Origin of the sequence: Bradyrhizobium sp. LA6.1, assembly GCF_040547805.1 — a bacterium.
Classification (GTDB): domain Bacteria; phylum Pseudomonadota; class Alphaproteobacteria; order Rhizobiales; family Xanthobacteraceae; genus Bradyrhizobium; species Bradyrhizobium barranii.
Map to the genome: position 1 here is coordinate 498,136 of NZ_JBEPQK010000005.1, position 21,975 is coordinate 520,110.

At 64.9% G+C, this 21,975-nt stretch carries 21 protein-coding genes; 14 read left to right on the forward strand and 7 right to left on the reverse strand.

Annotation, left to right across the window (positions count from 1 at the left end; genetic code table 11):
- The first annotated feature begins 95 nt into the window (after positions 1-95).
- Together ABIB99_RS16225 and ABIB99_RS16230 are read left to right on the forward strand one after the other, a co-directional pair.
- Positions 96-977 (forward strand): LysR family transcriptional regulator, encoded by an 882-nt coding sequence (locus ABIB99_RS16225; protein WP_354176577.1) that lies wholly within the window; start codon positions 96-98, stop codon positions 975-977.
- Between the two features lie 88 nt (positions 978-1,065).
- Positions 1,066-2,688, forward strand: a complete 1,623-nt coding sequence (locus ABIB99_RS16230; RefSeq protein ID WP_354176579.1) for an ABC transporter substrate-binding protein — start codon at positions 1,066-1,068, stop codon at positions 2,686-2,688.
- Here the strand turns inward: ABIB99_RS16230 and ABIB99_RS16235 are convergent.
- The gene (locus ABIB99_RS16235; RefSeq protein WP_354176580.1) at positions 2,664-4,028 is read right to left on the reverse strand and encodes a glycoside hydrolase family 3 N-terminal domain-containing protein; all 1,365 of its coding nucleotides are present in this window, start codon (positions 4,026-4,028) and stop codon (positions 2,664-2,666) included. The two genes, ABIB99_RS16230 and ABIB99_RS16235, sit on opposite strands and share 25 nt — an antisense overlap.
- Before the next feature lie 189 nt (positions 4,029-4,217).
- On the opposite strand from ABIB99_RS16235, the gene ABIB99_RS16240 reads away from it, so the two are divergent.
- The 3 genes from ABIB99_RS16240 to ABIB99_RS16250 are packed head-to-tail and all read left to right on the forward strand — an operon-like array spanning position 4,218 to position 8,018.
- Complete coding sequence (locus tag ABIB99_RS16240) at positions 4,218-5,714, forward strand: DUF4153 domain-containing protein (RefSeq protein ID WP_354176582.1); 1,497 nt, start codon at positions 4,218-4,220, stop codon at positions 5,712-5,714.
- A gap of 16 nt (positions 5,715-5,730) precedes the next feature.
- On the forward strand, positions 5,731-6,435 hold the full coding sequence (locus ABIB99_RS16245) for a response regulator (RefSeq protein ID WP_354176583.1): 705 nt from the start codon (positions 5,731-5,733) through the stop codon (positions 6,433-6,435).
- The gene (locus ABIB99_RS16250; RefSeq protein ID WP_354176584.1) at positions 6,432-8,018 is read left to right on the forward strand and encodes an ATP-binding protein; all 1,587 of its coding nucleotides are present in this window, start codon (positions 6,432-6,434) and stop codon (positions 8,016-8,018) included. The genes ABIB99_RS16245 and ABIB99_RS16250 overlap by 4 nt, the downstream gene beginning before the upstream one ends.
- Here the strand turns inward: ABIB99_RS16250 and ABIB99_RS16255 are convergent.
- Entirely contained in the window at positions 8,015-8,155 is a 141-nt protein-coding gene (locus ABIB99_RS16255; protein ID WP_007597071.1) for a hypothetical protein, read from the reverse strand. The two genes, ABIB99_RS16250 and ABIB99_RS16255, sit on opposite strands and share 4 nt — an antisense overlap.
- Before the next feature lie 79 nt (positions 8,156-8,234).
- Between ABIB99_RS16255 and ABIB99_RS16260 the strand changes: the two genes are divergently transcribed.
- From ABIB99_RS16260 to ABIB99_RS16280, 5 genes are all read left to right on the forward strand, one after another.
- The gene (locus ABIB99_RS16260; protein WP_354176585.1) at positions 8,235-8,804 is read left to right on the forward strand and encodes an alpha-ketoglutarate-dependent dioxygenase AlkB; all 570 of its coding nucleotides are present in this window, start codon (positions 8,235-8,237) and stop codon (positions 8,802-8,804) included.
- Positions 8,805-9,133: 329 nt separating this feature from the next.
- Positions 9,134-10,756: a flavin monoamine oxidase family protein gene (locus tag ABIB99_RS16265; RefSeq protein WP_354176587.1), complete on the forward strand. Its 1,623-nt coding sequence runs from the start codon at positions 9,134-9,136 to the stop codon at positions 10,754-10,756.
- A gap of 20 nt (positions 10,757-10,776) precedes the next feature.
- The gene (locus ABIB99_RS16270; RefSeq protein WP_354176589.1) at positions 10,777-11,292 is read left to right on the forward strand and encodes a hypothetical protein; all 516 of its coding nucleotides are present in this window, start codon (positions 10,777-10,779) and stop codon (positions 11,290-11,292) included.
- Between the two features lie 143 nt (positions 11,293-11,435).
- The gene (locus ABIB99_RS16275) at positions 11,436-12,368 is read left to right on the forward strand and encodes an alpha/beta hydrolase (RefSeq protein WP_166353597.1); all 933 of its coding nucleotides are present in this window, start codon (positions 11,436-11,438) and stop codon (positions 12,366-12,368) included.
- A gap of 375 nt (positions 12,369-12,743) precedes the next feature.
- A complete protein-coding gene (locus tag ABIB99_RS16280; RefSeq protein WP_166083309.1) occupies positions 12,744-13,967 on the forward strand; it encodes an ABC transporter substrate-binding protein in 1,224 nt (407 codons plus the stop codon).
- Between the two features lie 292 nt (positions 13,968-14,259).
- On the opposite strand, the gene ABIB99_RS16285 is transcribed toward ABIB99_RS16280, so the two are convergent.
- Positions 14,260-15,822, reverse strand: coding sequence for an adenylate/guanylate cyclase domain-containing protein (locus ABIB99_RS16285; protein ID WP_354176591.1), 1,563 nt, complete (start codon positions 15,820-15,822; stop codon positions 14,260-14,262).
- A 195-nt stretch (positions 15,823-16,017) separates the two neighbouring features.
- Here ABIB99_RS16285 and ABIB99_RS16290 point away from each other — a divergent pair, with 195 nt between their 5' ends.
- Positions 16,018-17,109, forward strand: a complete 1,092-nt coding sequence (locus ABIB99_RS16290) for an enolase C-terminal domain-like protein (protein WP_354176593.1) — start codon at positions 16,018-16,020, stop codon at positions 17,107-17,109.
- Positions 17,110-17,118: 9 nt separating this feature from the next.
- Here the strand turns inward: ABIB99_RS16290 and ABIB99_RS16295 are convergent, their stop codons facing one another.
- Entirely contained in the window at positions 17,119-17,541 is a 423-nt protein-coding gene (locus ABIB99_RS16295; RefSeq protein ID WP_063985690.1) for a RidA family protein, read from the reverse strand.
- A 231-nt stretch (positions 17,542-17,772) separates the two neighbouring features.
- Between ABIB99_RS16295 and ABIB99_RS16300 the strand changes: the two genes are divergently transcribed.
- A complete protein-coding gene (locus ABIB99_RS16300) occupies positions 17,773-18,240 on the forward strand; it encodes an NUDIX hydrolase (protein ID WP_354176594.1) in 468 nt (155 codons plus the stop codon).
- Between the two features lie 10 nt (positions 18,241-18,250).
- Here ABIB99_RS16300 and ABIB99_RS16305 read toward each other — a convergent pair whose 3' ends face one another.
- Positions 18,251-18,493 carry a hypothetical protein gene (locus ABIB99_RS16305; RefSeq protein ID WP_354176595.1) on the reverse strand — a complete coding sequence of 81 codons (243 nt, stop codon included), beginning with the start codon at positions 18,491-18,493 and terminating at the stop codon, positions 18,251-18,253.
- Positions 18,494-18,837: 344 nt separating this feature from the next.
- Here ABIB99_RS16305 and ABIB99_RS16310 point away from each other — a divergent pair, with 344 nt between their 5' ends.
- Positions 18,838-19,317: a tautomerase family protein gene (locus tag ABIB99_RS16310; RefSeq protein WP_354176597.1), complete on the forward strand. Its 480-nt coding sequence runs from the start codon at positions 18,838-18,840 to the stop codon at positions 19,315-19,317.
- A 126-nt stretch (positions 19,318-19,443) separates the two neighbouring features.
- Here ABIB99_RS16310 and ABIB99_RS16315 read toward each other — a convergent pair whose 3' ends face one another.
- Both ABIB99_RS16315 and ABIB99_RS16320 read right to left on the reverse strand, forming a co-directional pair.
- The gene (locus tag ABIB99_RS16315; RefSeq protein ID WP_208089262.1) at positions 19,444-19,689 is read right to left on the reverse strand and encodes a hypothetical protein; all 246 of its coding nucleotides are present in this window, start codon (positions 19,687-19,689) and stop codon (positions 19,444-19,446) included.
- 11 nt (positions 19,690-19,700) lie between these two features.
- Positions 19,701-20,186, reverse strand: coding sequence for an L-2-amino-thiazoline-4-carboxylic acid hydrolase (locus ABIB99_RS16320; RefSeq protein WP_063986719.1), 486 nt, complete (start codon positions 20,184-20,186; stop codon positions 19,701-19,703).
- Between the two features lie 472 nt (positions 20,187-20,658).
- On the opposite strand from ABIB99_RS16320, the gene ABIB99_RS16325 reads away from it, so the two are divergent.
- Complete coding sequence (locus ABIB99_RS16325) at positions 20,659-21,957, forward strand: heme-binding protein (RefSeq protein ID WP_354176599.1); 1,299 nt, start codon at positions 20,659-20,661, stop codon at positions 21,955-21,957.
- Positions 21,958-21,975: the final 18 nt, after the last annotated feature.

Here is a 21,975-nt window from a genome sequence, read left to right on the forward strand (position 1 = left end):
GTAGCTCCATCTCTTGCTGTTGGCCCGTCCTATCTGGATCATTCGAAAATGAAGGGGTATACGGTCGATACGGAGAACATTTATCTGGATTTCAAATGAGTGACCGGCTCCAGGAATTGGCCGTCTTCGTCCGCGCGGCCGAGAGCGGCAGCTTTTCGAAGGCCGCACGCGAGCTCGGCCTGTCGCAGCCCTCGGTGTCCCGCATCATCGGCGACTTGGAGACGCGGCTCGGCGTCAAGCTGCTGCTGCGGACCACGCGCAGCATCACGGTCACGGACGCCGGCGCACTGTTCCTGACGCGTGCGCGCGAAGTGCTGGCTGATATCGAGGATGCCGAGGACGCCGCGCGCGGCGTCGATTCCTTGCGTGGAACGCTGCGCATCACGATGCCGATCGTCTACGGCACGCGAAACATCATTCCGCGCCTGCCGAAATTCCTTAAGGCCCATCCCTTCTTGCGCGTCGAACTGTCCGTCGCAGACGAACGGCAAAACCTGGTTGTGGAGGGCACCGACGTCGCCATTCGCCTCGGCCCGCTCGACGATTCCGGCTTCGGCGCACGCAAGCTTGCGACCGTGTCGCGCTTTCTCGTCGCCGCGCCATCCTATCTTGCCGAGCGCGGGACCCCGAAGACGCCGGCCGATCTCGCCTCGCATGACTGCATCTTCGGTCCCGGCCTGTTCGGCCGTACCACCTGGTCGTTCACCCGCAACGGCGCAGAGACCTCGGTCGATGTCCGCGGCCGCATCACCACCGACTCCGGACCCGGCGTTTTCGCGAGTGTGCTGGCAGGCCTCGGCATCGCGATGACGTCGCCGGTGATGGCCGGCCCCGAGATCGAGGCAGGCGCGCTGGTGCCGGTGTTGAAGAGCTACAAGCTCGCGCCGGTCGAGGTGTACGCCGTGTTCCCGGCAGGTCCGCGGCCCTCGACCGAGGTGCGCGCGCTGGTCGACTTCCTGGCGGAGCAATTGAGATAGGCCCGGCTCGGATGCGACGCCTTGAAGCGCCGCTGATGGCATGCACCTTGCCTCTTTACATTGCAGATCTCCGGCAAAAGAGGCACCGATGAGCGCATCACCTTTCGACATCAACCGCCGCGATTTGGTGCTCGGCGGCCTTGGCGCGGCCGGACTGACGGCGATCACATCCTCCTTCGTCGGGGCGCAGGGGCGTAGCGAGACGCTGCTGGTGGTGCAGGAGCTTGGGCCGAACTCGCTCGACATGCAGGGCGTCGGCTCCAACCAGACCGTGAACGGCCTGTCCTGGAACTGCTACGACCGCCTGCTGACCTACGCCTCCAAGACGTTGCCCGACGGGACCGCGTCCTATGATCGCGAGAAGCTCGCGCCCGAACTCGCCGAGAGCTGGGAGGTCGCCGCCGACGGCATGTCCTGCACCTTCAAGCTTCGCAAGGACGCGAAATTCCACGACGGCACGCCTGTTACCGCCAAGGACGTCAAATGGTCGTTCGACCGCGCCGTGAAGGTCGGCGGCTTTCCGACCTTCCAGATGTCGGCGGGTTCGCTGGAGAAGCCCGAGCAGTTCGTGGTGGTCGACGACCACACCTTCCGCATCGACTATGTCCGCAAGGACAAGATGCTGCTGTTCAACGTCGCCGTCGTCGTCCCCTTCATCATCAATTCCGAACTCGCCAAGAAGAACGCGACGGCGGAGGATCCGTGGGCGCTGGCCTGGCTCAGAACCAACGAGGCCGGTGGCGGCGCCTACAGGATCGAAAGCTGGAAGCCAGGAAGCGAGACGGTGCTGGCCCGCTTCGACGACTGGAAGAGCGGACCGCTGCCGAAGATCAGGCGCGTGATCGCGCGCGACGTCCCCTCCGCCGGCACGCGCCGCGCGATGCTGGAGCGCGGCGATGCGGATATTTCAAGCGGCTTTGCGCCGCGCGATTTCGAGCAGATCATCAAGGAAGGAAAGATCAAGGTATCGGGCGTGCCGATCCCGAACGCGCTCTGGTACGTCGCGCTGAACACGGCGAAGCCGCCGTTCGACAATGTGAAGCTACGGCAGGCCATCGCCTGGGCGTTGCCCTATGAGCAGATCCAGAGCAGCGCGTTCTTCGGCCGCGCCGTTCCCATGTACGGCGGCGCCGCCGATGTCTCAAAGCCGGTCTGGCCGCAGCCGTTTCCCTACGTCACCGATCTCGACAAGGCCAAGGCGCTGATGAAGGAAGCAGGCTTTGAGTCCGGCCTGGAGACGACCCTGTCGCTCGACACAGGCACTGCGACCGTCGGCGAGCCGACGGCCATCCTGATCCAGGAAAGTCTCGCCAAGATTGGCATCAAGGCGTCGATTGAAAAAATCCCCGGCGCGAACTGGCGCACGACGCTGAACAAGAAGGAGCTGCCGCTCGCGCTCAATCGTTTCAGCGGCTGGCTCGATTATCCCGAGTACTATTTCTACTGGAATTTCCACGGCAACAATTCGATCTTCAACATCTCCTCATACCAGAACAAGGCGATGGACGCGCTGATCGACAAGGCGCGCTTCACGGCCGATGCGGCGGAATACGACCGGTGCGTGAAGGATTTCATCGCGCTCTGCATGCGCGACGTTCCCGTCGTTCCGCTCAACCAGCCGATCCACGACGTCGCCATGCAGAAGGCCATCACCGGCTACGAGTTCTGGTTTCACCGCGAACCCGACTACCGCCAGTTCGCGAAGGGCTGATGCCGCTCGACAACGCGGACGACGTCTGAAGCGGCCCGCGCCTGCTCGGTCGGAAAGCCCAGCGCCAACCGTGCCGCGCTGGTGCGCAGCATCGCGGCGTCGAGCTTGCCCTGCCGCGACCCATCCAGCGCGCAGGCGAAGACCCGATAGAATTGCGCGCCGTCATAGGCAACCAGCAGCAGATCGACGCCGGCGTTGATCGCCTCGACCACGGCTTTGCAGACGTCGTGCTGGTAGATCGCCCCCATCACGAGGTCGTCGGTCATCACCATGCCCTGGTAACCCCACTTTTCGCGGATGATCCCCTCGACGACGCGTTTCGAATGCGAGGCCGCGCGATCGGGATCGACGGTCGTGAGCGTCACATGCCCAACCATGAGCGCGCTGCGCGAATGCGACAGCACCTCGCGGAACGGCAGCCAGTCGGTGGCTTCGAGCTCTTTCACCGGCGTATCGAGATTGGCGCTGAAATGATGCGTATCGGAGCGGACGCGGCCGATGCCGGGAAAGTGCTTCAGCGTAGCGCTGACGCCTGACTCTTCCAGCCCGCGCACATAGGCGCTCGCGATCGTGCTGACGACGGCAGGGTCGGTCGCAATCGCGCGCTGACCGATCAGCGTGTGGAAGTCGAGGCGATTGCGCCGGACCGGCGGCTTGAGGTCGAGCACCGGCGCGAGGTTGAGGTTGAGGCCGAGCCCGGCGAGCTCGCGGCCGTGGATGCGGCCGAACTCTTCGGCCTTGGCCTGCTGTTCGTCGGGCGCGAGCCCGCTGAGCGTCGCCAGCGCCGGCAGCTTCGTCAGCGGCGGCGCGAGATGTCCGACGATGCCGCCCTCCTGGTCTGCCGCAACGACCAGCGGCGGCAGGCCGGCGGCGCGCCGCTTGTCCTGGAGCGCCGCGATCTCGGCCCGCAACGTCTCGACGGTCCGGCCGCGGATGTTGCGCCGGGTCACGTAGACGCCGCCGATCAAGCCCTGCTCGGCAAGGCGCGCAACCTCGGGAAAGGAGGAATAGCCCACCATGAAGTGAGGTCCGAGCTGACGCGCCTCGGTGGCGCTCGCGGCAAGCACGTCGTGCTTGCGCAGCTCGAACTTCAGATGCGCCGCCGACATCAGCACCGGCGGCAGGCACCAGAGCACCACGAGCAGCTTGCCCGCGACGGTACGCCAACGCCCTCTGCGGAGCAGGAGGATGACGATCGCGAGGCTTGCGACGACAAGCGCGAGGTTTCCCGCGCCACGCAGCGGGACCAGATAGGGATCGTTCTTGTTGGCGGCCGCGAATGCGACGAGCGGCGCGGCCAGCCAGAGCAGGACGAGACCGATACGACCGAGGAATTGCATGATGCGTCACACGCTATGAGTGGCGAATGCTTCGCACCTATCAAAGCGAATCACGCTGTGCGAGAGGCAAACGCGCGCCTGCACGAAAACTGCAGAAGACTCCTGAAACCGTGCAGACGATAGTCCCGCCTTCTGCACAAGCGCCGTTCAGACTTCGTGATGCCACCCATCACGAAAGGTCATTTGGACATGACGAGCCTGGCTTCGACGATAGCAGCGGAAATCCAGCCGATCAGGCATTCCTCGATCCCGGCCAAGGTCGGCCTCGCGCTGGTGCTGGCCGCGCTCGCCGACTGGCTGTTCTACGGCCAGCGGATCGGGCTGTCGCTGACGCTCTTTGCGATCGCGACGGCCTGCGTGTCGGTGCTCTTCAATCATGCGGCCCTGGATCTGCGGCGCACCGTGATCGGCGGGGCCATACTCGTCGCCGGCCTCGTTCCGGCCGTCGAGGAGCTCAACATGCTGTCCTTCCTGATCCTCACCATGGCGCTGACCATTGCGCTTCTGATCGCGACCAATCCTGAAACGACCGGGTTCGCTGAGCGTGCCCGCGCGCTGCGCAACTTTGTCCTGTTCGGTCCCTTCAGGTTCTTCCTCGAGGCGCTCCAGATCTTCAACATATCGGCGTTCACCCGCGGCCTCGCGCTCTGGCTGATGCCTGCCGTGCTGAGCACCGTCTTCGTCGCACTGTTCGCTGCGGCCAATCCGGTGATCGAGCAGTGGGTGTCGCTGCTCAATCCAAAGCTCATCCTCGAATATATCAGCATCCAGCGCCTGCTGTTCTGGGCCATGATGCTGGCGCTGGTTTGGCCGTTCATCCATGTGCGCTGGCGGCGCAGGACGATTGTCACCACCGCCGTTGCCGACGGCCCCGTGCCGCCCCCGCTCCCGCCCTTGGTCTCGGCCGAATTTCTGAACCCCTCCACCATTCTGCGCTCGCTGATCCTGTTCAACCTGCTGTTCGCCGCGCAGTCCATCCTCGACGGCATCTATCTCTGGGGCCATGTGGCGCTGCCCGACAATTTGAGCTATGCGGCCTACGCCCATCGCGGCGCCTATCCGCTGATAGCGACCGCGTTGCTCGCCGCCGCCTTCGTGCTGGTCGCGATGCGCCCGGGCGGCGCGGCCGAGAAATCGAAGGTGATCCGGCCGCTGGTCTATCTCTGGGTCGGGCAGAACGTTCTGCTCGTCGCCTCCTCCATCCTCCGCCTCGATCTCTATGTCGACATCTACATGCTGACCTATTGGCGCATCGCGGCCTTCATCTGGATGGGGCTGGTGGCGCTCGGGCTGGTCCTGATCGTGACGCGCATCGCGCTCAACCGGTCCAACCAATGGCTCGTCGGTGCCAATCTGATCGCGCTGACGATCGTGCTCTATAGCTGCTCGCTCGTGAACTTCGATGCGTTCATTGCCGACTACAATGTCGTCCACAGCCGGGAAGCATCGGGCAAGGGCGTGCAGATCGACATCAACTATCTCCTGACGCTCGGGCCGCAGGCGCTGCCTGCCATCGACAAGGCCATCTTGCTCCGGCCCGGCGCCCCCGAGAGCTGCCTTGTGTCGCGCCGCGACCGCCTTGTAGAACAGCAGCGCCAGGATCTGGCCTGGCGGAGCTGGGGCTTTCGGAGCTGGCGGCTCCAGCGCAGGCTGGACGCGCAGGCGAAGGATCAGCAGGCAGGCTGAGGAAGCGGAGAGGTTCTTGGCGCATCGCATTCTCATCGTCGACGACGAGGGCCACATCCGCGAGGTCATCCGCGTCGCCCTGAAGAAGGCCGGCATGGACGTGATCGAGGCGCGCGACGGCAAGGAGGCGCTCGCCCGCTTTGCCGCCGACAAGCCCGACCTGATCGTGCTCGACATCGGCATGCCCGAGTTTGACGGGCTCGATGTCTGCCGCGAGGTGCGCAAGGTGTCCGACGTGCCTATCCTGTTCCTGTCGGCGCGCGACGAGGAGATCGACCGCATCCTTGGCCTCGAGATCGGCGGCGACGATTACGTGACCAAGCCGTTCAGCCCGCGCGAGCTGGTAGCGCGGGTCAACGTCATCCTGCGCCGCCTCAGCCCGCGCAATGGCGAGGCCAAGGCCGGGCCGGGCGCGCTGTCGCAAGGCGGCCTGCTGATCGATCCCGAACAGCATGTCGCGACCTTCGCCGGCACGCCGCTAAAGCTGACCGCGATCGAGTTCGGCATCCTGCGCGCGTTCCTGACCCGGCCGACCTCGGTGTTCAACCGCGAGCAGCTGATGCGGGCGGCCTATCAGCTCAACATCCAGGTCTCCGATCGCACCATCGACAGCCACATCCGCAACATCCGCGCCAAGCTCGCGGCGTTGAATTGCGAGAACGTGATCGAGACCATCCACGGCGTCGGCTTCAAGCTCGGCCGCTGCGAGAATGAGGCATGAGCGCAGCGCCCGACAAATGGCGGCCGTCGCTCACCCTCGTGATTTTCACGGTGCTGGCGACCGTCGGCGTGCTGCCGCTGGTCGGCCTGTTCTTCTTCCGCCTCTACGACAACCAGCTGATCCGCCAGACCCAGGCCGAGCTGATCGCGCAGAGCCGCGTGCTCGCGACGATCTATGCGCAGGAGGTCACGGCGCGGCTCGACAGCGGCCTGACGCTCGGCGCCGAGGTGCCGCCCAACGTGCTGCCCGACCCCGGCGACCAGGTCACCCCGATCCGTCCCGCGCTCGACCTCACCGCCAACGATCTCTTGCGGCGGCGGCCGGATGCGCAAGCAGCGCCCCAGCCGGCGCAGCCAGCCTATGTCGAGATCGGCGCAAGACTGACGCCGATCATCCGCGAGACCCAGAAGGTGACGCTGGCGGGCTTTCGCATCCTCGATCCGCAGGGCGTGGTGATCGCCGGGCGCTACGAGGTCGGGCAGTCGCTCGCCCATATCGAGGAAGTCGCGGACGCGCTGCACGGGCAATACCGCGCCACGCTGCGCAACCGCGTCCCGGATCGGCCGCCGCCGCCAATCTATTCGTTCAGCCGCGGCCTCGGCGTGCACGTGTTCTCGGCAATGCCCGTCATCGTCAACAACCGCGTCGCCGGGGTGATCTACACCACGCGGACGCCGAGCAACATCTTTGACCATCTCTACCAGGAGCGGGCCAAGTTCGTGCTGGCGGGGCTCGCCGTGATCCTGGGCACCATCGCGATCGGCCTCGTATTCTCGCGCACCATCACGCTGCCGATGCGCGAGCTGATCGACCGCGCCGCGCGGATCGGCCGCGGCGATCGCGAGGCGTTCAGGCCGCTCCGGCATTACGGCACCCGCGAGTTCGCCCAGCTCTCGCACAGTTTTCTCGGCATGGCGGAACAGTTGGCGCGGCGCTCGGACTATATCGCGACGTTCTCGGCCCACCTCACCCACGAGCTGAAATCGCCGCTGACCTCGATCAAGGGCGCGGCCGAGCTGCTGCAGGATTCGTTTCAAGGAAAGCCGGAAGGCCTGACGCCCGCCGAACAGAAGACGTTCATCGCCAACATCCTGTCGGACACGCAGCGGCTTGAAGCGATGGCGCAGCGGCTGCGCGAGCTCGCCCGCGCCGAGAGCCTGCCGCAGAACGAACGCACCGAGCTTGCGCCCGTGATCGCCGACCTCCGGAGCCGGTTTCCGGCCGGCTCAATCGAGGCCAGCGGCCGCCTCGACCGGGCGATCGGCATGTCCGGCGAGAAGGCGCTGATCGTGCTGTCGCATCTCGCCGACAACGCGATGCGGCACAGGGCGAGGACCATCAGGCTGGAGGCGGTGGACGAGCGGACGACCTTGCTTGTGACGGTCAGCAATGACGGCGAGCCGATTTCGGCGCCGAACCGCGACAGGATCTTTGATGCGTTCTTCACCACCCGCCGCGACCAGGGCGGCACCGGGATGGGGCTGGCGATCGCGCGCGCGGTGATGGCGAGCCATGGCGGCTCGATCAGGCTCAAGCCGACCGACGAGGGCGCGGCCTTCGAGCTCCAGTTTCCGATAGCCTAGATCGCGAACACCCAGGCGGCGACGATGGTGCCGATGGTGACCAGACCGGCGATGGTCCAGCCGGCGGCATATTCCAGCTCAGGATGACCGGTCGCCCGCATGATCTCTGCCGGATCGGCGGTATGCTTCTCTGCCATGACAGCCTCGCACGTTTTTTTCCGTGTCCTATGTAAGTCGCATCAGCCGCCAATAGGTTCCATCACGGAAATGCGAGCAATGACGCAGCTTGGTCTATTCGCCGCCCCGCAAGCGGGCCCTGCCGGGCTTCGCTATACCGATGACTTCGTCGAGGCCGCCGTCGAGCAGGACTTGATCGGCCGCATCGCAGCATTGCCGCTCCAGCGCTTCCAGTTCGGCGCCTTCGAGGGCAACCGCCGGGTGGCGTCGTTCGGCTATCGCTATGACTATTCGCTGCAACGGCTGGCCGAGGCCGAGCCGATCCCGAACTGGGTCCTGCCCGTCGCGCGGCAGGTCGAGGCCTGGGCGGGCCTCGCCGACGGCAGCGTCCGGCAGGTGCTGTGCACCGAATATGACACCGGCGTCGGTATCGGCTGGCACCGCGACAAGCCGCATTTCAAGGAGATCCTCGGCCTGTCGCTGGGCTCGCCGTGCAAATTCCGCTTCCGCCGCCGCAGCGGCGACAAATGGCAGCGCCACGCGCTCGAAGCCCTGCCGCGCTCGCTCTACCTGATGGACGGCGAGGCGCGGTCGCAATGGGAGCACAGCATCCCACCGGTCGAGGCACGCCGCTATTCGATCACCTTCCGGACGATGAAGCAGGCGTGACCGGCCCCCCCAAAACTAAAACTGCGAAAACAACCCCATGCACAGTAGAACGCGCGGCTGGCATGCGGCCGCGGTCGCGCGCCCCAAATGTTTGACACGTCGGACCAAAACAGCCGCGCCGCGCAATCGTCGCGCGGTTCGCGGATTTTCCCTTCAATTGCCAGCCAGGGGCAAGATTTCGGGGGGAAGAGAAGCCGCCGCTCGACTCTCCGCAAGATTGTAAGTTAATCTCGCTTCTATCGGCCGGTCTATTTTTAACCGATGTTGCAGCATTTCAGGGCGCGGCACGGCGGCGTCCCGGCAGAAGACATTTTCAAGGGAAGCTCGCGATGCGTTCGCTGTTTGCGCGGCTGCACCGGCGTTACGGGCCCAGGATTTCGGGGGCGGAGCGCCAGCGGCGGGTCAAGGACAAGCTCGCCCTTCAACCCACCCCGCCCACAATCCGCTCACCCACCGCGCTCCGCGCGCTGGCGGTGCGACGCCCGAAAGTCGCGATCATCGGCGGCGGCTTCGCCGGCCTGATGGCGGCCTCCGAGCTCGTCGCGCATTGCGAGGTGACGCTGTTCGAGGCACGCGACCGCTTCGGCGGCCGTGTTCTCAGCAAGAAGAAGCCGAGCGGGATCGTCGAGGCCGGCGGCGAGCTGATCGGCTACAACCATCCGCTCTGGCTGAAATATGCCAAGCGGTTCGAGCTCGGCCTCTCCGTCATCACCTCGGACACCAATTTCGATGCGCTCGAGCTCGACATGCCGGTGTTTCTCGACGGCCACAAGCTCTCCGACGGCCAGATGAAGCGGGTCTATCACGAGATGGACGACGCTTTCGGCAAGCTCAGCCGGTGGGCCGGCCGGGTCAAGCCTGACAAGCCCTGGCGCGCCAAGGGTGCAAGGAAGCTCGACGCCAGGACGATTGCGGAGTGGATCGCCAGCCTCGACTGCTCGAAGCTCACCAAGCACGCCATGGAGGAGCAGTTCTCCAACGACGCCGGCCAGCCGACCACCAAGCAGAGCCTTCTCGCCAATCTGGCCGTCGTCGCGGGCGGACGGATGAAGAACCAGATCGACGCCTTCTTCACCCAGACCGAGACTTTGCGCTGCTCGGAAGGCAATCAGGAGCTCGCCAATCGTCTCGCGCATGACATCGAGGACAAGGGCGCCAGCACCCACCTGTCGACGCCGGTGCGCGCCATCCGCATCGAAAGCGAAGGCGTGACCCTAGAATTCAGCCCCTCCGGCGACGGAACGGCACGCGCGCCCTTCGCCGCCGATTATGCCGTGCTCGCGATACCCCCGAGCCTGTGGCCGGACTCACCCAACGCCAAGATCACGATCACACCCCACCTGCCGCACGACTACTACGTCACGATGGGGACGGCGGTGAAATATCTCAGCCCGCTCAAGAAGCGCTTCTGGATCGGCGAGGGCCTCGCCCCGACCGCCATCTCGAACCAGTTCGGTGTCACCTGGGAAGGGACGGACAACCAGATCGCCCCGCCGGAGCATCCGGTCGAGCTCAGCCTGTTCGCCGGCGCCGACGTCGCGGCGGAAGCTCTCAAGCACTACCGGCCCGGTGACCAGACGCAGGTCGACGCGTTCTACGCGCAACAGATCGGCAGCGTCTACAAGGGCTATGTCGCGCATCTGGCCGATCAGCCGGAGTTCATGGCCTGGCCGCGCGACGAATGGACCGCCGCCGGCTACTCCTGTCCCGCCCCCGGCGAGGTCTGCCGCGCCGGGCCGCTGCTGGCCAAGGGCTTCGAGGACCGCCTGTTCTTTGCCGGTGAGCACACCTGCTTTGCCTATTTCGGTTACATGGAAGGCGCTCTCCAGTCCGGTCAGACGGCGGCGGCCGCGATCATCAAGGCCATCGACCAGCAGCCGGAAGCGCATGGCTCTGCCCGGACTAGCAATTCTGTCATAGGCTCGGGGCGCCTTGCGGCGGCGAAGCCGTGACCGGAGAGGAAGCGACGCGAATGACATTCACGACAAGGGCTCGATCCAGGATTTGGGCTCGCATCGTCGCCGCGCTCGCTTTTGCCGGCGCCTTCAACGCCGCCGGAGCCTCGGCGGCAACGCCTGCAAAAGTCTCGGGCTCGACGGCGCTGGCGCTCGCGGGCGTGATCGCGCCGCTGTCGCCGAACCTGACCGGCGCCGAGAGGAAGGCGGTGGCGATGCTGTTCGCCGCCAATGCCGAGATTCCCTACAAGAAGCCGATCGTGGTGACCGTGGACAGAATCGTCTGCCGCACCGGCAATGTCGACATCACGCTACGCAATTGCGAGCTGACCTTCGGCAAGAAGAGCAGGACCGTGAACGGCTCGACGGCCAATGAAATTTTCGCGACCGAAGCGCTCGCCGGCATTCCGCCCGATGGTGCGGCGGGATCGAACTTCGAGAGCCTGAGCAAGCTGAGCTGCACGATCGACCCCAATGCCATCCGCCGGAAGGACGGGAGCGGGGCCGACTGCACGTTCCAGCCGGGGAATTGAACCGCGCATGGGCAAGAACATGGGCAAGAAACCGGGTGCCGTGAAATCGCCTCAAGACGAACTAACTAATAAGGCGAATTGAAAAGACGGGCCAAATGCGCGAGCCCATATCGGGCACGCAGGGCCGGCACCAACATACCAACATGAAGAATTATCTCGCTTTCTTCCTCATCCTGGGCATGACGGCAGCCTCCGCACACGGTCCGTTGCCCGCGCGGCTCACGGGGCCGTCCAATCTCGTCCGGGTGGGCCTCACCGACAACGACACGACCGCCGGTGGCACTGCGCGGCTGTGCGAGCAGATCTCCTTCTCGCGGGGGCTGCGCTACGGCGAGAGCGAGGCCAATGTGCTCGACGTCGCCACCAGCAGCGAGACCAAGGCGGATACGCCCCGGCCCGTGCTGGTGTTCGTGGGGGGCGACACCTTCACCGGCGATCGCGGCGCGCCGGACCTGTCCCGCGAGGTCCAGGACCAGGCGATGTGCTTTGCCGCGCGCAACGGCATGATCGGCGTGCGCGTCAACTATCGCTTTGCGCCTGCGGCGACCTGGCCGATGGGTGCAACCGACGTCGCGGCGGCGCTATCCTGGGTCCACGGCAATATCGACCTGTTCAATGGCGATGCCCGCGAGATCGTCGCGGTCGGCTACGGCGCCGGCGCCTTCCATGTCGCCACCTTGCTGGCGCATCCCGAGTTCCAGACCGACCGCGCCGATGTCGCCGCCGTCGTGCTGGTGTCCGGGATCTACCGCGCGGGCAAGGACGCGAGCGACAGCGAGAAGGCCTATCTCGGCACTGACCCCACCCAATATGACAAGCGGTCGGTCTTCCCCGGCATCCTCAACGTCGATGCGCCGATCGTGCTGGCCTGGGCCGCGAACGATCCCGCGAGCCTCGTGGCGCAGGGCGAGACCTTGAAGAAGACGCTGTGCGGCGCCGGCCACTGCCCGCGCAGCACGCTGCTGCGCAGCCGCGACGGCATCGCCGCCGCCTTCGGCCTCGACGGCTCCGGCGACAGCCTCGCCGAACCGACGCTGCTGCTGGTGCATCAGCTCGAGGCGCGGGAGCTGCCGTAGTGGGCGCGGGCACTCCAAGCTCCCGCAGCGTCATGGTCGGGCCCTACGAACCCGGCCGCGACAATGAGGCTAGCACCGTCACCCTGAGGTGGCCGCTTCTTCAGCGGCCCTCGAAGGGCGACGGCCCGGCCGTCTCCGCTCGGTTGTAGCGGGGGCCATTCATCCTTCGAGGCTCCGCCCGCGATGCGCTGCATCGTGGGCTTCGCACCTCAGGATGACGGAGCGACTGACCTCAACACGAACGGCGCGTCAGCACGCCTGTCGTTTGCTGAGCGCCCACGCAGCCACAGCTTTGACAAACGCTTGACGTAGATCAAGCGGACTTGGTGCGGATTGAGCCGACCTCTTGGAGGGGCCAATATCAAGGTATCGAGCATGCGCGTCATCGGCAGGATGCTGTTCGTTTCGATGATCGCTATCGCGTCGCTTGGCGCGATGTCCCAGCAACACGCCGAACAACCCGCGAGCGGCGATGAAATCCGCATCGGCAACGTGATGCCGTATTCGGGACCGCTCTCGGAGTTCGGCGCCATCGGCCAGGCGGAGGCCGCCTATTTCGACATGATCAACGCGCGCGGCGGCATCAACGGCCGCAAGATCCGCTTCATCACGCGCGACGACAATTCCGATCCGGCCACCGCGCTGGAGCTGACGCGCAATCTGGTCGAGAAGGACGACGTGCACCTGATGTTTGGCTCGTTCGGCACGCCCGGCAATATCGCCACGCGCTGGTACCTGAACGAGAAGAGAATCCCGCAGCTGTTCGTCGCATCCGGCGACGAGGAGCTGAGCCAGGCCAAGGCGTTTCCCTGGACCATGGGCTGGCAGCCCTCGTTCCGGTCGGAGGGGCGCATCTATGCCAACTATATCCAGGCCTATTACCCCAAGAAGAAGATCGTGGTGCTCTGGCAGAACGACCAGTTCGGACGCATGCTCTATAGGGGCATCCAGGAAGGTCTTGGCGACCTGAACCGCCTTGTCCTCGTCGACATCGCCTTCGACATTGCCGATGAGCATCTCGAAGGGCACGTCTCGATCCTCAAGCGCGCGGGCGCGGATATTTTCGTCTTCCTCGGCGTGCCATCGACCGCGTCCAAGGTGATCAAGCTGGCGGCGTCACTCAAATGGCGCCCGGTCATCATCGTCAACGACGCCTCCGCCTCGATCGCCAACGCGATGGCGCCCGCGGGCCTGGAGAATTCGTCCGGCGTGATCTCGGCGGCCTTCCTGAAGGATCCGAGCGACCCCGCATGGAAGAACGACCCCGCCATGAAGGACTGGTTCGCCTTCATGGACAAGTACCATCACGTCGAAAGCACCAACAACAGCGCCGCGGTCTACGGCTACGGCGCAGCCGAGGCGCTGACACAGGTGCTGAAGCAATGCGGCGACGACCTGTCGCGCGAGAACATCATGCGTCAGGCGGCTTCGCTGCGGGATCAGCAGCCCTCCGTTGCCTTGCCCAACATCAGGATGAGCACCTCGCCCAACAGCTACCTGCCGATCAAGCAGATGCGGCTTGTCCAGTTCGACGGCCGTTCCTGGCAACCTTTTGGCGACGTGATCGAGACCGCGTTCACGGAGGGGGCGGCGCGGTGAGTCTCGCGTCGACGCTGGTTGGTGCAGCGCGGCGTTCAGGCACGCACCTTCTGCTGGGCCACCCCTCTCCCCCGCCCTCCCCCGCAAGGGGGGAGGGAGCGCAGTGTGCCGCGCGGCGAAGGCTGGGCTCACAAGCTCAATGAGTTCACAGGACCAAAGCCAATTGTCGTCCCTTGACGTAGCCACACGCGCAACTGCGTTCCCTCCCCCCTTGCGGGGGAGGGTTAGGGAGAGGGGTCCACACGGGGACTCTCTCAATCAGAAACGCGGCTACGCAAGACTGCGCGCCCCCTCACGCCGGCTTCAGCGAAGCCAGCGCGTTTTCCAGCAGCGAGCGGACGCGCGCGGCATCGCCTGACTTCACCACGGCGGGGTCGAGATAGAGCTCGAGGCCGGGCGCGCGCTCGGTGATGACACCGCTCTTCTCCGCCGCCGCGTCGTTGAGTGCGTCGACCGAATAGGGAATGATTTCGCGGCTGATGCCCTTCATCGTGATCGCGGGCAATGCGTGCGCGCGGACGATGTCGCTGACCAGCGCAAAGGTCTCGTAGCTCAGCACGATGCCGCCGGGCTCGGCGATCGATTGCAGCCGCGCGGCGAGGTTCGCTTCGGCACCGATGATGGTGTAGTCCATGCGGTCGCTGCTGCCGAAATTGCCGACATTGCAATAGCCGGAATTGATACCCATGCGCGAGCGGAACGGCTGCTCGATGCCGGAGGCGCGCCACTTCGCATTGAGCTCGGCAAGACGCTGCTGCATGCGCCAGGCCATCTGGAGGCAGGCCTCAGCGTCGGCACGGTCGCCCCTGGTCTCGGGATCGCCGAAGAAGATCAGCATGGCATCGCCGATGAACTTGTCGATGGTGCCGCCATATTCATGGGCGATCGCCGACATCTCGGTGAAATATTCGTTGAGGAGCTGGGTCAACAATTCCGGCTGAAGCCGCTCGGCGGTCGCCGTGAAATTCTGGATATCGGAGAAGAAGATCGTGAGCTTCTTGCGCTCGGTGTGGATGGTGACGTCCTTCTGGCCGCTGAAGATGCTCTTGTAGACCTGCGGCGGGATGTAGCGCGAGATCTTCATCGACAACGAAGCCAGGAAGTCGTTGGCGGATTCGAGCTCCTTGTTCATGCCCTTGATGCGGCCGGCCTGGCGGCGCTGGAGCGAGAGGAACGACAGGCCGCAGCCCGCGGCGATCAGGAAATAGGCCAGCAGGAACTTGAACGAGAAGATGTTGGCGGCGATCGGCTGCGCAATGATCACCTCCTGGATGCCTCTGATGTCACCGACCTTCCAGTCCTTCTTCGGGCTCTCGGGGTGGCTGTTGTGGCAGCTGACGCAGGCCGGGCCCATCGTGACGGGCGCGACCAGGCGGACCTTGTCGGAGAACAGCGAGGTCTCGGTCTCGACGATCTTCTGCTCGGGATCCTTGCGAAGCGCGTCGAGCGCGTCCTTCTCGAACTTGTCGAGCTGGTGCGCGGCGCGGTTCTGGAACGGGAAATCCGAGACGAAGCGGTAGGCGATGTTCTCCTGCTGCGCGCCGATCACCCGTCCGAGCTCCAGCGACAGCGTTGCCGGGATCGGGATCGCACCGGGGACGGATTCGTAATTGTGCACGACCCTGGTGGTGCCACCAGGGTTGGCCAGGATGCGGCCGACCACGTTGGACGCATAGTAGCTGCGCACGCTCGTGATCACCGAGTTGAGGTCGGCGGCCTGCCGGCGCAGCGCGGTCTTGCTGAGGTCGGTCAGGTCCAGCCACACCGCGACCGGCAAAGCGAGCAGGAGCAAGGCGATCACGGCCCCCGTGAGGATACCGCTCTTGCGCTGTTCTTCGGAGATCTCTTGTTTCACCCTGTGGCTCCGTCGTGTGCGATCTTATCGCAAATCCCGGGAATTCGCGGCAAGAGCTTGCGGCGGCACAGAGCCCGCAAATGCGGGGCCGCGCAACCCCATTTCATGGTGGGTCGCAGCAAATGGCTTTTCGTTTCATGGCGAATGTTTAAGATCGGTGTTAACCTGCATTCACTCCGCCGGGAGATCCTCCATATGACCGAGACCATCCGCATCAGGCGCTTCAACGCGCGCCCCGTGATCGTGCCGATGAATTTGCCGCTCAAGACCTCGACCGGCGCGGTCGCAAAGGCGCCGCTGGTGCTGATCGACTGCGAGACCGACCAGGGCGCGGTGGGGCATGCCTATCTGTTCTCGATCACGCCTTCGGCCTTGAAGCCGCTGACGGCGATGGTCGCGGAAATGTCTGAGCTCGTCGCCGGCGACGAGCTGCTGCCGTTCGAGATCGAGCGCAAGCTGAACCAGCGCTTCACCCTGCTCGGCCTCGCCGGCCTGCAGCGGCTGGCGCAATCCGGCATCGACATGGCGGCATGGGATGCGCTGGCGCGCAGCAAAGGCTTGCCGCTGGCGCGCCTGCTCGGCGGCGCGCCGAAGCCGGTCAGGGCCTACAATTCGAAGGGACTCGGCATCATGCCGGCGGGCGCCGCGGTGGACGAAGCCCACAAGCTGCTGGCCGAAGGTTTTCACGCGGCAAAGATCCGCGTCGGCCGGCCCGATGCGCGGGAGGATCTCGCCGTGGTGCGCGCGGTGCGCAAGGCCGTCGGCGATCAGGTCACGCTGATGTGCGACTACAACCAGGCCCTGACGGTGACCGAGGCCATCCGCCGCGGCGAGATGCTCGACGACGAGGGGCTGACCTGGATCGAGGAGCCGATCCGCCACGACGATTACGCTGGTAACGCGCGCATTGCGGATGCGCTCCGCACGCCGGTCCAGATCGGCGAGAATTTTGACAGCGCCTTCTCGATGCAGGCGGCGCTGTCCGCTGAGGCCTGCGACTACGTGATGCCCGACGTGCAGCGCATCGGCGGCGTCACCGGGTGGCTCCGCGCCGCCTCGCTCGCACATGCCGCCGGCATCGAGATGTCGACGCACCTGTTCTCGGAGGTCAGCGCGCACCTGCTCTGCGTGACGCCGACCGCGCACTGGCTGGAATATGTCGACTGGGCCGACGCGGTGCTGGCGACACGGCTCGCGATCAAGGATGGCTTTGCGTTGCCGAGCGAGGAACCGGGCAACGGGATCGCGTGGGACGAGGCGGCGGTGAAGAAATATCTCGTCGGATAAGACCGCCTCTTACGACCGAACAGCGGCAATCATACTCAGCTCGACGGGAGCGCCCCGCGGCAACTCGGCGACGCCGACAGACGTGCGCGTGTGACGACCGCGATCGCCCAAGCGCTCGATCAGCCGGTCGGAGGCCCCATTCATGACTTGCGACTGCTGGGTAAATCCAGGCGCTGAAGCAATGTATCCAACGAGCTGCAGGACCTGGACGATCCTGTCCTCTCCGCCTGTTGCGTGGTTGATGGCCGAAATGCAGAGATCGGCGCAGAGAGCAGCGGCCTCCTGCGCGGCCGCGATATCGACATTTGCGCCGACCTTGCCCGCATACAGCAGGTCCTCACCGCGACGCGGCAGCTGACCACTGACATAGGCAATTCCACCATGGATGATCACCGGCAAATAGTTGCCGCCGGGCTTGTTCACGCTGTTCATCTCGAAAACCTGCCTTCTCGTCACGTCCGGCGAAGCGACACGTTTTGCCGAACGCCGCAAATTGTATCTCACCAGGCTCGTCGCCCTAATGGAGGACCAGACAATGGCAGGCGGCGAGTCACGGATCAAGGCTGCGAAGCATTTGCATGCCGAAGGCAGTGCGCATCCGGCCCGACAAGGTCTCGCCACCGCGCATTGCGTAGCGGCGGCGGGCACGATAACGATGCCCCCATGTCCACATGGCGGCCCCACCCTCACATCCGCGTCGTCGCGCTCGGCCTGCACTGGCGGGACGGGCGGCTGCTGGCGGCCGAGGTGCGTGACGATGCGGGGCGGATCAAGGGCGTGCGCCCGCTCGGCGGCGAGATCGAGTTCGGCGAGAGCTGGCGAGCGGCGCTCGTGCGGGAATTTTGCGAAGAGCTCGGCGTGGACATCACCATCACGGGCGAGCCGCTGGTGATGGAGAACATTTTTTTGCACGAGGGATCGACCGGGCATGAGGTGATGTTCATCGCCGAGGTCGCGCTTCCAGACGGCGCGTTCAGCGGCCAGGACCGCATCGACTTCCGCGAGGATAACGGGGAGCAGATCGTCGCGCGATGGTTCGACCTTGCCGATCTCGACGTGCAGGGCGGACCGAGCCTCTATCCGACAGGACTGAAGGACCTGCTGCTCCGGCGGAAGAGCCAGTCCACCTGACGGGCGCCTGCTACCACGCCTCCGCGCCGGGGATTTTCTTGCACACCGCCATGCGCTGGATCCAGATGCAACGACGGACGGACCTGTTGGAGCGGCCGACGGCGGATATCCCCTCGCCGGCCTGAAGCAGCGGCGCGATGTTCGCGCGCAGCGCCCGGCAGCGCTGGAGCTCGGCCTGCCAGTCGATCACCGCTGCATCCGCGCATGACGCCATCAGCGCCAGCACAGCCATTGCAAGACAGGTTGCCCGCATCGTTCGCATTCCTTTCACTGTGATCCCCCCGCGTCGCGCCGGTAGCGGAAGTCGCAATGGCTCGCGCGCCTTGCATGATGGTCTGCGCCCGCGTCAGCTTGACGTCGGGGCCGGCCCCTTCCGCAGTCGCAAAGTCGGAAGTGCAGACAAAGGAGAAAAGCCGAGCTCCGGCTCGCCCAGCTGTGGCGGCCCCAACAAGGCTGAGCCAACGCAGACGTGATTCAGCGGTTACCGCGGATCGCCAGATCCTGAAGAGTCGACGGCGCAGTCAGTGATATTATCCCCATCATACCAAATGCTGCGCGGGCTTCCCTAAGAACCAGCCAACGTCAAGGAGAACTCGAGTGCCGTTGTGGAAAGTCTATCACCCCGTCGGGGCCTACTCGGCTCATGACAAGAAGGAATTCGCAGAGAAGGTCACCGCAATGTATGCGAGGATTCCCATCCCGAAATTCTACGCCGTGATGATCTTCGAGGAAGTCGCCGCAGGTTCGGTCTATGTCGGCGGCGCTTCGCACGAGAAATTCGTCCGCTTCAAGATCGACCACATGGCGAGGACGATGCCCGGCCCCGTCATCAGGGAATGGTGGGTGAATGCAGTCGACAAGTTGATCGCGCCCTACGTCAAGGACCGGGGATACGACTGGGAGGTCACCATCGACGAGCTACCGGCCGACCTTTGGTCGATTCAGGGGCAAATTCCGCCGCCATTCGAATCCCACGCCGAAAAAAGATGGGTCAAGGAGAACCGGCCGAGTTCGTATGACCTCCAGGAAAAGCTGCCGGTCGGAGCCCTGTTCAAGCCGGGCGTGTCCGCCGGCTGAGGCGACGCCCGCAGGACTGTCGATCGACGCAAGACGCCGCTCCGCAGGGCGGACCGAGCCTCTATCCGACAGGACTGAAGGACCTGCTGCTCCGGCAGAAGAGCCAGTCCACCTGACGGGCGCCTGCTACCAAACCTCCGCGCCGGGGATCTTCTTTCGGACCGCCATGCGCTGGATCCAGATGCAGCGACGGACGGATCTGTTGGAGCGGCCGACGGCGGATATCCCCTCGCCGGCCTGAAGCAGCGGCGCCACGTTCTGCCGCAGCACGCGGCAGCGCTGGAGCTCGGCCTGCCAGTCGATGATCGCCGCATCGGCGCGTGATGCCATCAGCGCCAGCGCAGCCATGGCAAGGCAGCTTGCCCGCATCATTTGCATTCCCTTCACTGTGATCCCCCGGCGTCGCGCCGGTAGCGAAAATCGCAATGGCTGGCACCTTGCATGATGGTCTGCGTGCGCGTGAGCCTGACGTCGGGACCAAACCCTTCCGCGGTCGCGAAATCGGCGGTGCAGACCAGGAGGAAGCCTAGCTCCGGTTCGCCCAGTGCCTTGTAGAACTCGGCATAGGCGCACCGCGTCACGTCGAACGCGAAGGTGTCCGCCGTCTGCTCGACGATGTCATAGGCGAGCGCGTCGTCGCGGGCATAGGTCTTGAACGCCGACGAGACGGCCTTGCCGAGATCGGTCTTGTTCTCGGTCTCGTTCTTCGTTTTCCAGAACTCCTCGCCGAAGCCGCGATAGAGATCGCCGAGCGCCTTGCGCACCAGCGCGTTGGCGCGCGCCTCGCCGAGCTCGGCCTGCAATGCCTTGACCAGCGGCACCAGCACCTGCGCCTGGATTTTTGCTTGCTCGATGACGGAAACGCTCATGGGCAGCCTCGCTCGTTTCTCGTTGCTGCGACTCTTTGGCCTTGTGACCTGGACCACATTTGCGACCATCTTAAGGTTGTATGATAGTCCAGCATAACCGAAGCCGGCCAGGCGCCCGACATCCATTTCGATGATCTCATTTTCGAGCACGGAGAAGGAAGCAATGCTTCACTCAGTTCGCAGGGCTCGGCTATTTCCCGACCGCACATTTGCCCGAACCACAAGTTGAAAATCACGATCGATTCACGCAGATCCGTTCAGTATCCGGCCCGGCCAACAACGTAGGGCCGATCGATGTTCGAAGTCGGCACGCGCGCATGAGCGCGCGTGAACGATGTTGTCATGCCCGGCATCGGGCAGATCACGAGACGCGATCGGGATCACGAGGCGCAATAGCGCAGGACTCACCTGCCCGGACAGCCGGCCCGGGGAAATGCCGGCATCGACAGTTGCAGCACCGCGAGGGATCACCATGGACGAGCCCAAACCACTCACCAGTGCATTCACCAAGACCGCGAATTTCTCCATCCACGAGGTCGACGAGGTGTTCAGGGACGCCGCGCAGCCCGCCGCGGGGGCCGCCGCGCGAGCTGCGCGTCCGCCGGTCACCTTGCCGCCCATCCTCGGTCCGCTGTCGGCCTTCACGGGCACCTTCACAGGACAGGGATTCAATACGATCTTCCGGCCCGACAGCAAGATCACGCCGACGCCGATGCCGGGGCCGATCAGCACCACCGACCCCGACGACAACGTGCTGGAGCTGAATCTCACCGACGAGACGATGTCGTTCTCGAACAATCTTGGCTCGATCCCCAATCGCGGCTCGCTGCAGCAGGCGGATGCATTCCTCAACGGCGTGCCGTACCTCCAGACCATCAACGACATCACCACGGGAACGCCCGTGGGCATTCACTTCGAACCCGGCATCTGGCTGGCGGTGCCGGCCACCACCATTCCGCACGAGCCGTTCACCGTTGCGCGCATGGCGTCGATCCCGCACGGCACGACGATCGTCGCGCAAGGCACCGCGCTGCCTCCGGTCGCCGGCAAACCGACCATCGCAGCGATCGACATCACCCCGTTCATCGGCGGCAATCCGGGCAACAAGATCACCTTCCAAAATCAGACCGCGGCCAACAAGACGACCCGCAGGCTACCTCAGGATCTGACCGCACTGATGGCCTCCGGCAAGCTCACCCAGGCCATGATCACCGACCCGAACACGGTGCTGCGCAATCAGATCGCGCATCAGACCATCACGCAGACCATCGTCATCGAGACCTCGACGAAGCCCGGCACGCCGCTGTCCGGCGGCCCCTTGCCGGCCATCCCCTCGCCCGGCCCGCATCCGCAGGCGCCGAGCTTTGCCGGCGGCGCCGCGAACATCGCGTTCCTTCAGGGCTTGCCCGTTCCGACGCCGGGCGGCAATGGCTCGAACGCCAACGCCTTCCAGATGGACGCGGTGTTCTGGATCGAGACGGTGGTTTACGACATCGACGTGCCGGCCCTGCCGCCCGGAACGCCGCCGGTGATCCTGCAACCGCGCCAGAGGAGCAACGTGCCGCTGGTTCCGAGCTTCGTCGCCGCGATCCCGTTCGTGCCCAACAAGGGCTTCAAGGGCGGCCACGTCAGGGTGGCGACGACGCAGATCCAGTATTCACAGAAGGTCATGTTGGATTTCGCCGGGCTGACCTGGCCGCACGTCTCGGTCGCATCGCTGGTGCCGGCAGCACCCGTGCCGATCCCGGATCATCTGTTGCCGCTGACGTGAGGCGAATGGCGGTGTGAC